Raw genomic sequence first — 12,829 nt, 5'->3', positions numbered from 1 at the left:
GCCCATGCCCCGTAAAACCTGGCGCGCCGCGCTCGCTGCCTATGCCAGCCCCTCGACGTTAGTGCTGTTGTTGCTCGGCTTTGCCGCCGGCTTGCCTTACATGTTGGTGTTCTCGACGCTTTCGGTGTGGTTGCGCGAGGCCGGTGTGGCTCGCGAGACCATCGGCTATGCGAGCCTGATCGGCCTGGCGTATGCCTTCAAATGGGTATGGTCGCCACTGCTCGACCAATGGCGCCTGCCGCTGCTCGGCAAACTCGGACGGCGTCGTTCGTGGCTGGTCCTGTCCCAGTCGCTGGTGATCCTCGGATTGATCGGCATGGGCTTCTGCGACCCGCAAAAACACTTGTCCTGGTTGATTGCTATCGCGGTGATCGTGGCCTTCGCGTCCGCCACCCAAGACATCGCTGTCGATGCTTATCGCCTGGAAATCGCCGACGACAGCCGCCAGGCCGCACTGGCCGCCAGCTATATGTCGGGCTACCGCATTGCTGCCCTGCTGGCCACGGCCGGCGCACTGTTTTTTGCCGAAGGCTTCGGCTCCACCGGCTTCAACTATAAGCACGCGGCGTGGACCGGCACCTATGTGCTGTTTGGCGTGCTGATGATCCCTGCGCTGCTGACCACCCTGTTCATGCGCGAACCGAATGTGCCCTTGCGCACCCAGTTGCAGGCCGGGCGCTACAGTTTCGTGCATCAACTGGCGTCGGTATTTGTGCTCATCGTGCTGCTGGTGTCCGTGCCGGCCATGTTTACCCAGCTATTCAACACCGACTTCGCCAGCGTGCTGTTCCAGGGCGTCAGCCTGTGGGACCTGCTGATGGAAGACCGCGCCTTCCTGCGCGCCATCCTCTATATCACGCTCACCGCACTGTGCCTCTCGGCCATGGGGCGCCGCGGCCTTGCACCAGTGCTGACGCCGGTCAACGACTTTATCCTGCGCTACCGCTGGCAAGCGCTGCTGCTGCTGGGGCTGATCGCCACCTATCGCATGTCCGACACGGTGATGGGCGTGATGGCCAACGTGTTCTATATCGACCAGGGCTTTACCAAGGACCAGATTGCCGGGGTCAGCAAGATCTTCGGCCTGATCATGACCCTGCTCGGCGCCGGCATGGGTGGCCTGCTGATCGTGCGCTTCGGCATCCTGCCGATCCTGTTTATCGGCGGTATCACGTCGGCCGGCACCAACCTGCTGTTCGTGATGCTTGCCGACATGGGCCCGGACCTGCAGATGCTGATCTTCACCATCTCTTTGGATAACTTCAGCTCGGGCCTGGCCACGTCGGCGTTTGTGGCCTACCTGTCGAGCCTGACCAACCTTAAGTTCTCCGCGACCCAATACGCCCTGCTCAGCTCGATCATGCTGCTGTTGCCACGTCTGATCGGCGGGTATTCAGGGGTCATGGTGGAGAAGTTCGGCTATCACAACTTCTTCCTGATCACCTGCATGTTGGGCGTGCCGACGCTGCTGCTGATTGCGCTGCATTGGTATCAGGAGAATCGGCGACTTCGCTTGAGTCCTCCGACTGAAGAGCAATAGCCCTGTAAAGACAGGGCTTTTGTAGCCAGCAGGCGCCCCTCGCCGCGGCAAGCTCTGCGCCTACAGACAGCCCTGGATTCTGATGCCTGTACGGCGGCAGTTTGCGCCCGTACAATCCCAAGTCATTTCAAGTCCAAGCAACCGACAACGGCCTACCATGCGTACCAGTCAATATTTGCTCGCCACACAGAAAGAAACGCCTTCCGACGCAGTCGTGATCAGCCATCAGCTGATGCTGCGCGCCGGTATGATCCGCAAACTGGCCTCGGGCCTGTACACCTGGCTGCCCATGGGCTTGAAGGTGATGCGCAAGGTCGAAGCCATCGTTCGTGAAGAAATGAACGCCGCAGGCTCTCTCGAAGTGTTGATGCCGAGCACTCAACCGGCTGAGTTGTGGCAGGAATCCGGGCGCTGGGAAGAGTACGGCCCTGAGTTGCTGCGCTTCAAGGACCGTCATGGCCGCGACTTCTGCGCGGGCCCGACCCATGAAGAAGTGATCACCGACCTGATGCGCAACGAGCTGAGCAGCTACAAACAGCTGCCGCTGAACCTGTATCAGATCCAGACCAAATTCCGTGATGAAATCCGCCCACGCTTCGGCTTGATGCGTGGCCGTGAGTTCATCATGAAGGACGCCTACTCGTTCCACGCCGACCAGGCATCGCTGCAGGTCACCTACGACCGCATGCACCAGGCCTACTGCAACGTGTTCACGCGCCTGGGCCTGAAGTTCCGACCGGTTGAAGCGGACAACGGCTCCATCGGCGGCGCCGGCTCCCACGAGTTCCACGTGCTGGCCGAGTCTGGCGAAGACGATATCGTGTTCAGCAACGGTTCCGACTACGCCGCGAACATCGAGAAAGCCGAAGCCATACCGCGTGAAACCTCGCGCTCTGCCCCGGCCGAAGAGCTGCGCCTGGTAGACACCCCTGAGACCAAGACCATCGCGGCCCTGGTGGAAAAATTCAATCTGCCGATTGAAAAGACCATCAAGACCCTGATCGTGCGCGCCGAGGAAGAAGGCAAGCTGATCGCCCTGGTGGTGCGTGGCGACCACGAACTCAACGAAATCAAAGCCGCCCAGCAACCTGGCGTGGCCAGCCCGCTGGTCATGGCCACCGATGCCGACCTGCGCGACGCGATTGGCGCCGGCGCCGGTTCCCTGGGCCCGCTGAACCTGCCGTTGCCGATCATCATCGACCGCTCGGTCGAGCTGATGAGCGACTTTGCCATTGGTGCGAACATCGACGACAAGCACTACTTCGGCGTGAACTGGGAGCGCGACCTGCCGGTGCCGACCGTGGCCGACCTGCGTAACGTGGTCGCCGGTGACCCAAGCCCGGATGGCAAGGGCACCCTGGAAATCAAGCGCGGCATTGAAGTCGGGCATATCTTCCAGCTGGGTAACAAGTACAGCAAGGCGATGAAGTGCGAAGTGCTGGGCGAGAACGGCAAGCCGATCACCCTGGACATGGGCTGCTACGGTATTGGTGTCTCCCGCGTGGTTGCCGCTGCCATCGAGCAGAACAACGACGAGAAAGGCATCATCTGGAGTGACGCCCTGGCGCCGTTCCAGGTAGCCCTGGTACCGCTGCGCTACGAAACCGAGCAAGTACGCGAAGCCACCGACAAACTGTATGCCGAACTCACGGCCGCCGGTTTTGAAGTGCTGCTTGATGACCGCGACAAGAAAACCAGCCCGGGCATCAAGTTCGCCGACATGGAACTGATTGGCATCCCCCACCGCATCGTGGTCAGTGACCGCGGCCTGGCCGATGGCAATCTGGAATACAAAAGCCGGACCGAAGCCGAAGCCCAACCGTTGCCGGTGGCTGACGTGCTGTCTTTCCTTCAGGCGCGTATTCGTCGCTGAAAACCAGATCAAGAGAAGTCATGTTCAAGCGAAACACCAGAGCCCTGGGGGGCGCCGCCTTGTGCGGCGCCCTGCTGGTCAGCGGCTGCGCCAACCAGATGTCGCAACGCAGTGAGCACGAGGAGCGGGTCGAGCGTAAGTTGCTCGACCACAGCCTGCAGATCGACGTAGGCGAACCCAAAGTGCTGGAGCTGCCGCAACGCCGGGTGCGCATTCACGAGCAAAAGACCTTTGAGGTCACTGAGTTCGAAGTTACCCGTCGTTATGACCGCTACACGCCCTACCAGCCCTGGCGGAAACTCTACGAGATGCCCCTGGGAGCAGTGGCGCTGGTGGCAGGCGCCGGTGCCAACGTGGCGAATATCTTCGCGCTCGGTCACTTGCCGACCAGCATGACCCACGACTGGCTGACCTACGGCGTGGACGGGCTCAACCCGTTCATGAACGTGCAATCCCATGGCCGTGCGCAACAGAACCTGGCGGGTATCGATGAAGTCCAGCGCGACAAACGCGTGGAGTATTCGAGCCTGCCCTGGAGCGAGCGCCCGGTACAGGTCATTGCCGGCAGACAGACCCATGAGCTGACCACCGACCGCAACGGCGTCCTGCGCCTGAACCTGTTGGACAGCCCGTTTGCCGAACAAGACCTGAACCGCGTGACCACGTTGAAGATCAGTGTGGAAGATGGCCAGGACGATGTGCACTCGGACTCGACCCTGGCGATCAGCAGCACCTTGCGCGGCAAGCTGCTCGAAGCTCACGGCCTGATCTACGACGATCTGGAAGACGACGAAGTCAGCCAGTGGGTGCATCGAGTCAAACGCTTGTCGGAACTGGGTCTGGAAGAAGAAGCCAGTGAACTGGAACAAAGCCTGATCGAACTGACCCGCAATGATCCGGAGTTGCAGCAGGAATTTCTGCAAGCACTGACCAAGGATGCGGGGCGGTTGGTGGCGGATCCAGGGGCACGCTGAGCCCAAGATCTGTGGAGATCAAATGTGGGGGCTGGCTTGCCGGCACTCACATTTTTATCCGATGACTACCAGGAAAACTCGAGTTGCTCGTTACCGCTGCTCAGGTCCAGCAACCGCACACCAATCCCTAACAACCGCACCGGTTTTCCGCCCCGGTTAAACGCCTGCGTCAGCAGCTGTTGATAACTCTCCAGGTCCCGCCCTGCCCCGGCCTGCTCCAGCGTGGTCTGGGTAAAGTCATGAAACTTCACCTTCACGAACGGCTTGCCCGCGCGGTAGCTGCTATCGATGCGGGCCATGCGCCCGGCCAGGGTCTCCATCAGTTCCGGCAGCTTCGCCAGGCAACTTGAAAGATCCGGCAGGTCCGCATCGTAGGTATTTTCCACGCTGATCGACTGCCGACGACTGTCGTTTTGCACCACCCGGTCATCGATCCCACGGGCCAGGCTCCAGAGCCGCTCGCCAAAACTGCCGAATTCACGCACCAACGCCAGCTTGTTCCACTCGCGCAGTTGCAGGCAGTCCTCGATCCCCAGGCGCGCCAGCTTATCGGCGGTGACCTTGCCCACGCCGTGCAATTTGCTCACGCGCAGTTGGGAGACAAAGTCTTCGACCTGATCCGGGGTAATCACGAACAGACCGTTGGGTTTTTTCCAATCACTGGCGATCTTGGCCAGGAATTTGTTCGGCGCCACGCCGGCGGAGACGGTGATGTGCAATTGGTTGGAGACCCTGCGGCGAATATCCTGAGCGATCCGCGTCGCACTGCCGCCAAAATGCGAGCATTCGGAGACGTCGAGGTAGGCCTCATCCAGCGACAACGGCTCGATCAAGTCGGTGTAGTCGCGAAAGATCGTCTGGATTTCCTTCGACGCTTCTTTATAGGCATCCATACGCGGCTTGACGATGGTCAGGTCCGGGCAGAGCTTCAAGGCATGACGCGATGACATCGCCGAGCGCACCCCATAGGCCCGCGCCTCGTAGTTGCACGTAGCGATCACGCCCCGCCGATCTGCCGAGCCGCCCACCGCCAGCGGTTTTTGCGCGAGGCTCGGGTCGTCACGCATCTCGATGGCGGCGTAGAAGCAATCACAGTCGACGTGGATGATTTTGCGCTGCGTCATATAAAAGAAGGTGTAATCCAACGGGCGGGCAGTATCGCATTCACCCCTGTATATAGCACCAGTAGTTTGAATCTTCCGCCCAAGCGGTAGGAAAACTTCCCGATGGATTTGTTTTTTCAATCGAGTTTGGCCTTCCAATAGAGCTGCAAGCCGCGGCCCGACTGGCCCGCGCGCTCAAAACAAGCCCCAATGGAGAGCTAAGCGATTGAACCACAAGCCGTTTTCTTGAATTAGGAGTTGACACACCCGCGTTCCGCTGTAGAATGCCGACACACAGACGCGGGATGGAGCAGTCTGGTAGCTCGTCGGGCTCATAACCCGAAGGTCGTCGGTTCAAATCCGGCTCCCGCAACCAAACATCAAAAAAGGCTACTCGAAAGAGTGGCCTTTTTTGTTTTTGTGGCGCGAGGGTTTTGACCCTCGCCGCAATGCAAAGCAGCCACACACCAGATACCGTGCACTTCACTACGCACTGTCCGCAGCCCGGCGCGAGTCAAGCCCGCACTACAAAAAGCGTTTTCAATCGCGAACTTAGGTTACTTGTCCGCTATTTCACACTTTTTTGACTCGGCGGTTGATTAACGGTTGACACCTCGCCGCTGGGCTGTAGAATGCCGCCCACAGACGCGGGATGGAGCAGTCTGGTAGCTCGTCGGGCTCATAACCCGAAGGTCGTCGGTTCAAATCCGGCTCCCGCAACCAAACATCAAAAAAGGCTACTCGAAAGAGTGGCCTTTTTTGTATCCGGCGAAAAAGTTCTTCTGAAACAATGGCATGGCATCTTTCATGAAACCGTACACGGTTCTGTAGAGTCCATCTCTTCACACGCTATGCTTATGTCTCTACGACCAATGGCCGCAGTCGCCGCCCCCGGCGATCCGCGTTAATATTTGTAATTATTTTGTCCATAGGGATTGGTAACTTGGCTGGATACCCCCATCCTGTCGCGCACAATCCACGAGGTGATTGATGCGCGCCAACTCGTCTGAACCAAAAGACACCGTCACAGCAGAACAACCGATCCCCCCCACCCGTTTGCGTTGGCTGGATCTGTTGAGCAAGTACCGGCAACCCATCGGACTGGCCGTCACATTACTGCTGTTCGCAATCGCTCTGATCGCCTGCCGACACCTGTTGCTGGAGCTGGATCTCTACGCGCTCCATGACTCGATCCTGGAAGTGCCCAAGCCGGCCTTGCTGGGTGCATTCGCGGCAGCGGTCGCCGGGTTCATCATTCTATTGGGCTATGAGTTTTCCGGCGCACGTTACGCCGGAGTGACACTGCCCGCCAAAACCTTGGCCCTGGGCGGCTTCACCGCGTTTGCCATCGGCAATGCCATAGGCCTGTCGATGCTCTCGGGCGGTTCGGTGCGTTACCGTTTATATGCACGACATGGCATCGGCGCGTCAGAAGTGGCCCACATGACCGTGTTCGCCAGCCTTGCCCTGGGTTGTGCCCTGCCGCCACTGGCTGCATTGGCCACACTGAGCAATTTGCCGGCCGCATCGACCTACCTGCATTTGCCGCAAAGTCTGCTCGGCGGCGTTGCCGGTGCTGTGCTGCTGTTATCGGCAATGCTGTGCGTCGGTATTTATCGCCGCCGCCTGCCGGAACAACCGTATCCGGACAACCTGCTGGTCAGGGTCGGCCGTCGCACCCTGCGCCTGCCGGGCCGTCGCCTGACGTTTCTGCAACTGATCATCACCGCACTGGACGTCGCCGCAGCCGCCACCGTCCTTTATATGCTGCTGCCGGAAGCTCCGCCCTTCGGCCCATTCCTGCTGGTGTACCTGCTGGCTCTGGCCGCCGGCGTACTCAGCCATGTGCCGGGTGGTGTGGGGGTGTTCGAAGCAATTCTGCTGGCCGCCTTCGCCGACAAGCTCGGTGCCGCGCCACTGGCAGCCGCCCTGCTGCTGTACCGCATGATCTACGTGGTATTACCGCTGCTGATCGCCTGTGTGTTCCTGCTGGTCAACGAAGCCCAACGGCTGTTCCAGACCCAGCAGAGCCTGCGCGTTGCCTCGGGTCTGGCGGCACCGGTGCTGGCCGTACTGGTTTTTTTGTCCGGCGTGGTTCTGCTGTTTTCCGGCGCCACGCCAGAAATCGACTCACGCCTGGAAAACATCGGCTTCCTGATTCCACACCGCCTGATTGACGCCTCGCACTTTGGCGCCAGCCTTATCGGCGTGCTTTGTCTGTTGTTGGCCCAGGGCCTGCGTCGGCGTTTGTCGGCCGCCTGGATGCTGACCATGGTGCTGTTGCTGGTAGGCGCCCTGCTCTCGCTGCTCAAAGGTTTTGACTGGGAAGAAGCCAGCCTGATGACCATGACGGCGGTGTTGCTGGCAATCTTCCGGCGCTCGTTCTACCGCGCCAGCCGCTTGACCGAACTGCCGTTTTCGCCGCTGTATCTGGTGGCCAGCGTCTGCGTGCTGGGCGCCTCGATCTGGCTGCTGCTGTTTGCCTATCAGGACGTGCCGTACAGCCATCAACTGTGGTGGCAGTTCACCCTCGACGCCAACGCCCCCCGTGGCCTGCGCTCATTGCTGGGTGCCGCCGTACTGCTGGTGATCGTTTCGCTGACCTGGCTGCTGCGCACCGCGCGCCCGGTGATCCACCTGCCGACCCCGGATGAGCTGGAACGCGCGAGCAAGATCCTGATGGCCTCGTCCCAACCCGACGGCGGCCTGGCTCTGACCGGTGACAAGGCGCTGCTGTTTCACCCTAACGACGAAGCGTTCCTGATGTATGCCCGTCGCGGGCGCAGCCTGGTGGCCTTGTATGACCCGATCGGCCCGACCCAACCGCGCGCCGAGATGATCTGGCAATTCCGTGACCTGTGCGACATCCACCACGCCCGCCCGGTGTTCTACCAGGTGCGCGCGGAGAACCTGCCGTATTACATGGATATCGGCCTCACCGCGATCAAGCTGGGCGAAGAAGCCCGCGTCGACCTGAAACGCTTTGACCTGGAAGCCAAGGGCAAAGAGATGAAGGATTTGCGCTACACCTGGAACCGTGGCACCCGCGACGGCCTGTCGCTGGAGATCTGCGAGCCGGGCACAGCGCCGATGGATGAATTAAAAGTTATCTCGGATGCCTGGCTTACCGGTAAGAATGTGCGCGAAAAGGGCTTTTCCCTGGGCCGCTTCAGCGATGACTACCTCAAGCACTTTCGTATCGCGATCATTCGCTTCGAAGGGCGGCCGGTCGCCTTCGCCAATCTGCTTGAGACCTACAACCACGACCTGGCCAGTCTCGACCTGATGCGCGCCCACCCCGATGCACCCAAGCTGACCATGGAGTTCATGATGGTCGGCCTGATTCAGCACTATAAGGGTCACGGTTATGCACGCTTCAGCCTCGGCATGGTGCCGCTGTCGGGCCTGCAGCCGCGACGTGGCGCACCGCTGACCCAACGTTTGGGTTCGATGGTGTTCCGCCGCGGTGAGCAACTGTATAACTTCCAAGGTCTGCGCCGCTTCAAAGACAAGTTCCAGCCTGACTGGGAACCCCGATACATGGCTGTGCCCGCGGGTCTTGATCCGCTGGTGGCACTGGCCGACACCGCCGCCCTGATCGCGGGTGGCTTGACTGGATTGGTGAAACGCTGATGACTCGACGCTCGTGGCGGTATGTATTGGCCTTTTTAGTGCTGCTCGCGCTGGTTCTGGGCGGTGGCTTCTGGTTCTGGAACCGCCCTGCCCCGCAGCCGATCCTGGAGCAACTGCCCCAGGCCGATGGCTCGGTGATGACCCGCGTCACCCCGGCCGGCACCCCCAAAGCGCGCGTCGCCGTGGCGGTGATGGCCGATGAAACCCTGACCGACAGCCAACTCATCGCACTGAGCCAGGGTGGCAAGGCGCAGATCGTCCAGGTGATCCTGCCAAAAGACGACTGCACGCTGCAGGAACAAGCGCTGCAAAGCGCCCTGGGCCAGCTCAAGGGCCCAGCGACGCTGGTCAGCGGCATCGGTCCTGGCGCCGCCCTCGCCTGGCGCTGGCTGGCAGCTCAGAACGACGACAAGGCCAACGCCATCTCCGTCGGTTTCACCCTGGTGCAGGAAGGCTGCAAGGACCCCCTGCCGAAGACGGCCGCCCACGGCAACTGGCTGGTGGCCTGGAACGACAACCCTGACGATGAAAGCGCCAGTTTCGTACGCGACACACCGCGCGCCACTACCAGCATCAGCGACTACGACATTCACTACCCGCAAGTGCTGAACAACGAGCTGCGCAAGCAACTGGTGGGTTCGGACAACGGCGGGCTGGCGATTCCGGTGGTTGAAGTACCGGCGGGCCAGGCCAAAGACACCGTGACCCTGTTCCTCTCCGGTGACGGCGGCTGGCGTGACCTGGACCGCGACGTGGCCGGTGAAATGGCCAAGATCGGCTACCCGGTGGTCGGCATCGACACCCTGCGCTACTACTGGCAGCACAAACCCCCCGAACAAAGCGCCAAGGACCTCGCCGAGCTGATGCAGCACTACCGCCAGAAGTGGGGCACTCAGCGCTTCGTGCTGACCGGTTATTCATTCGGCGCCGACGTGCTGCCAGCGATCTACAACCGTATGCCGGCGAACGAACAGCAGCGCGTCGACGCGATCATCCTGCTGGCCTTCGCCCGCACCGGCAGCTTTGAGATCGAAGTGGAAGGCTGGCTTGGCAATGCCGGCAAAGAAGCCGCCACCGGCCCGGAGATGGCCAAGTTGCCGCCGGAAAAAGTGGTGTGCATCTACGGCGCGGAAGAAGCCGATGAGAGTGGCTGCACCGACAAGACCGCGGTGGGTGAGGCAATCAAATTGCCGGGTGGGCATCACTTCGATGAAAACTATCCGGCGCTGGCCAAGCGGTTGGTGGATATCATCGTCAAGCACCAAGCCAAGGATAAAGCTGAGTAATCCCTGGTATTACATGGCTTGAAATACGGGAGGGGGTAAGCCCCCTCCCGTATTTGTTTTTGCACTGTTGCGTAGATTCAGCGCGGCTCGATGTGCGCAATCATCAACTGCACGGTTTCATTGCCACGAAACTCGTTCACGTCCAGCTTGTAGGCCACTTCGACCCAACGCACCGTCGGATTTGGCCACACTTCCCGGTCCACACCAAACGCAATGCCATCGAGTTTCACCGACCCGCATTCGCTCTTGAGCACCACTTTGAGGTGCCGCTCCCCCACCACCCGCTGCTCGACCAGCTGGAATACGCCGTGAAACAACGGCTCGGGAAAGTGTTGGCCCCACGGCCCGGCATGTCGCAGGGCGCGGGCCAGCTCCAGGTGAAACTCTTCCACCGCCAGGGAGCCGTCGGACAGCAGACGACCGGTGAGGTCTTCTTCGCGCAGCTGCCGACGCACTTCGGCATCAAAGGCTTCGGCAAACAGTGGGAAATTGGCCTCAGGCAGCGTCAGCCCCGCCGCCATCGCGTGGCCGCCGTACTTGGCGATCAGGTGCGGGTGCTGGCTGGCGACGACTGCCAGCGCATCACGGATGTGAAAACCCGGCACAGAGCGTCCTGAGCCCTTGAGCAGGCCGTCACCGGCGTCGGCGAAGGCGATGGTCGGGCGGAAATAGCGTTCCTTCATGCGCGACGCCAGGATGCCGATCACGCCCTGGTGCCATTGCGGGTCGAACAGGCACAAGCCGTAAGGCATCGATTCCACCGGCAAGTCCTTGAGCTGGGCCAGGGCCTCGCGTTGCATGCCTTGCTCGATGGATTTGCGGTCCTGGTTCATGCCGTCCAGTTGCGCGGCCATTTCCCGGGCGGCGGCGACATCCGTGGTGAGCAGGCATTCGATGCCCAGGCTCATATCGTCCAGGCGCCCGGCTGCGTTGAGGCGCGGCCCGAGGATAAAGCCCAGGTCCGTTGAGGTGATGCGCGCGGCGTCGCGCTTGGCCACTTCAAGGATCGCCTTGATCCCCGGCCGCGCACGTCCCGCGCGAATCCGCTCCAGGCCCTGATGCACCAGGATGCGGTTGTTGGCGTCCAGCGGCACCACGTCGGCGACGCTGCCCAGGGCCACCAGGTCGAGCAGGTCGCCGATATTCGGCTGCGGTGTGTTGGCGTACCACCCCAGCTCGCGCAGACGCGCACGCAGGGCCATCAGCACATAAAAGATCACGCCCACGCCAGCCAGGGCCTTGCTTGGAAATTCACAGCCGGGCTGGTTCGGGTTGACGATGGCGTCAGCCGCCGGCAGCTCCTCGCCGGGCAAATGGTGGTCGGTGACCAGTACCTGCAGGCCCGCTGCTTTCGCCGCTGCCACACCTTCCACACTGGAGATGCCGTTATCCACGGTGATCAGCAGTTGCGGCTCACGCTGCAGGGCCACCGCGACAATTTCCGGGGTCAGGCCGTAGCCATATTCGAAGCGGTTGGGCACCAGATAATCGACATGCGCCGCCCCGAGCAAGCGCAAGCCCAGCGTGCCCACGGTGCTGGCGGTGGCGCCATCGGCGTCGAAGTCGCCGACGATCAGGATGCGCTGGCGCTGTTCGAGCGCTGTCACCAGCAGGTCCACCGCCGCATCGATGCCTTTGAGTTGCTGATAGGGAATCAGCCGCGCCAGGCTCTTATCCAGCTCGACCTCCGATTGAACGCCGCGCGCGGCGTAAAGACGGGTCAACAACGGGGGCAATTCACCAAGAAACGGCAAGACGGCAGGCAACGGGCGAGGGTCGATACGCATGGGGTGACGGGAGCTTCTCTTCTGATTCAGGAATAAAACAGGTAACCGGTGGCGATCAGATCAATCGCGTTCGCCGACCAACCACTCAAGCTGCACTTCATGCTGGCCACGGTCGTCGGTGACGAAGACCGTGCCTTCACTGATCATCACGTCCCACTTGATCACGCGGGGCATGTCTTTGGCCAGGGTTTCGAGCACTTCCTGCGGCACGGCGGCGATGTGTACGTTCTTCAGGTTTTTCGCCACGGGCACCACTTTGCCTTCCCATACACGCAGGCTGCCGTACGCCAGCAGGCTGGTGCGTTCGGTGCGACGTGAGCACCAGGTCAGGCGGTCGGCATCGGGCTGACCGACTTCGATCCAGTGCAGCACCCGATCATCCAGACTTTTTTCCCACAGAGCTGGTTCGTCTACATCTGACAGACCGCGCCCGAAAGACAGTTGCTCGTTATAAAAGAGCGCGTAGGCCAACAGGCGCACGGTCATGCGTTCTTCGGTTTCCGAGGGGTGGCGGGCGATGGTCTGTTTGACGCTCTCGTACACCGAACGATCAAGGTCGGTGAGGTTGAGTTCGAATTTGTAGGTCGTGGACGGCTGGGCCATGAACGGGCTTCTAAAGACAGGGAAAGGCGG

At 61.0% G+C, this 12,829-nt stretch carries 8 protein-coding genes and 2 tRNA genes; 7 read left to right on the top strand and 3 right to left on the bottom strand.

Features of this window, described 5'->3' with window-relative positions:
• Window positions 1–4 precede the first annotated feature (4 nt).
• From KZX66_RS12975 to KZX66_RS12965, 3 genes are all read left to right on the top strand, one after another.
• A complete protein-coding gene (locus KZX66_RS12975; protein WP_248079896.1) occupies window positions 5–1,540 on the top strand; it encodes an AmpG family muropeptide MFS transporter in 1,536 nt (511 codons plus the stop codon).
• A 157-nt stretch (window positions 1,541–1,697) separates the two neighbouring features.
• Complete coding sequence (locus tag KZX66_RS12970; protein ID WP_248079894.1) at window positions 1,698–3,413, top strand: proline--tRNA ligase; 1,716 nt, start codon at window positions 1,698–1,700, stop codon at window positions 3,411–3,413.
• Between the two features lie 20 nt (window positions 3,414–3,433).
• The gene (locus KZX66_RS12965; RefSeq protein WP_248079892.1) at window positions 3,434–4,387 is read left to right on the top strand and encodes a hypothetical protein; all 954 of its coding nucleotides are present in this window, start codon (window positions 3,434–3,436) and stop codon (window positions 4,385–4,387) included.
• A gap of 65 nt (window positions 4,388–4,452) precedes the next feature.
• Here KZX66_RS12965 and dinB read toward each other — a convergent pair whose 3' ends face one another.
• A complete protein-coding gene (gene dinB, locus KZX66_RS12960) occupies window positions 4,453–5,511 on the bottom strand; it encodes a DNA polymerase IV (RefSeq protein ID WP_248079890.1) in 1,059 nt (352 codons plus the stop codon).
• Window positions 5,512–5,789: 278 nt separating this feature from the next.
• On the opposite strand from dinB, the gene KZX66_RS12955 reads away from it, so the two are divergent.
• The 4 genes from KZX66_RS12955 to KZX66_RS12940 all read left to right on the top strand — a co-directional run bounded on the left by KZX66_RS12955 (window position 5,790) and on the right by KZX66_RS12940 (window position 10,409).
• Window positions 5,790–5,866, top strand: a tRNA-Met gene (locus KZX66_RS12955).
• A 270-nt stretch (window positions 5,867–6,136) separates the two neighbouring features.
• Window positions 6,137–6,213: transfer RNA gene (locus tag KZX66_RS12950), tRNA-Met, on the top strand.
• Window positions 6,214–6,480: 267 nt separating this feature from the next.
• The gene (gene mprF / locus KZX66_RS12945; protein ID WP_248079888.1) at window positions 6,481–9,123 is read left to right on the top strand and encodes a bifunctional lysylphosphatidylglycerol flippase/synthetase MprF; all 2,643 of its coding nucleotides are present in this window, start codon (window positions 6,481–6,483) and stop codon (window positions 9,121–9,123) included.
• Window positions 9,123–10,409 carry an AcvB/VirJ family lysyl-phosphatidylglycerol hydrolase gene (locus tag KZX66_RS12940; RefSeq protein WP_248079886.1) on the top strand — a complete coding sequence of 429 codons (1,287 nt, stop codon included), beginning with the start codon at window positions 9,123–9,125 and terminating at the stop codon, window positions 10,407–10,409. The genes mprF and KZX66_RS12940 overlap by 1 nt, the downstream gene beginning before the upstream one ends.
• Before the next feature lie 77 nt (window positions 10,410–10,486).
• On the opposite strand, the gene recJ is transcribed toward KZX66_RS12940, so the two are convergent.
• Both recJ and KZX66_RS12930 read right to left on the bottom strand, forming a co-directional pair.
• Window positions 10,487–12,196 carry a single-stranded-DNA-specific exonuclease RecJ gene (gene recJ / locus KZX66_RS12935; RefSeq protein ID WP_248079884.1) on the bottom strand — a complete coding sequence of 570 codons (1,710 nt, stop codon included), beginning with the start codon at window positions 12,194–12,196 and terminating at the stop codon, window positions 10,487–10,489.
• A 60-nt stretch (window positions 12,197–12,256) separates the two neighbouring features.
• Entirely contained in the window at window positions 12,257–12,799 is a 543-nt protein-coding gene (locus tag KZX66_RS12930) for a YaeQ family protein (protein WP_248079882.1), read from the bottom strand.
• Window positions 12,800–12,829 lie beyond the last annotated feature (30 nt).

This window comes from Pseudomonas sp. EYE_354 (assembly GCF_023148575.1).
GTDB lineage: Bacteria > Pseudomonadota > Gammaproteobacteria > Pseudomonadales > Pseudomonadaceae > Aquipseudomonas.
This window is presented reverse-complemented; position numbering and strand designations above follow the sequence as displayed.

What these genes read in the sequence shown, in the direction of transcription:
- KZX66_RS12930 (WP_248079882.1), bottom strand. Translation starts at nt 12,799, where the DNA reads ATGGCCCAGCCGTCCACGACCTACAAATTCGAACTCAACCTCACCGAC.
- dinB (WP_248079890.1), bottom strand. Translation starts at nt 5,511, where the DNA reads ATGACGCAGCGCAAAATCATCCACGTCGACTGTGATTGCTTCTACGCC.
- KZX66_RS12940 (WP_248079886.1), top strand. Translation starts at nt 9,123, where the DNA reads ATGACTCGACGCTCGTGGCGGTATGTATTGGCCTTTTTAGTGCTGCTC.
- recJ (WP_248079884.1), bottom strand. Translation starts at nt 12,196, where the DNA reads ATGCGTATCGACCCTCGCCCGTTGCCTGCCGTCTTGCCGTTTCTTGGT.
- KZX66_RS12975 (WP_248079896.1), top strand. Translation starts at nt 5, where the DNA reads ATGCCCCGTAAAACCTGGCGCGCCGCGCTCGCTGCCTATGCCAGCCCC.
- mprF (WP_248079888.1), top strand. Translation starts at nt 6,481, where the DNA reads ATGCGCGCCAACTCGTCTGAACCAAAAGACACCGTCACAGCAGAACAA.
- KZX66_RS12970 (WP_248079894.1), top strand. Translation starts at nt 1,698, where the DNA reads ATGCGTACCAGTCAATATTTGCTCGCCACACAGAAAGAAACGCCTTCC.
- KZX66_RS12965 (WP_248079892.1), top strand. Translation starts at nt 3,434, where the DNA reads ATGTTCAAGCGAAACACCAGAGCCCTGGGGGGCGCCGCCTTGTGCGGC.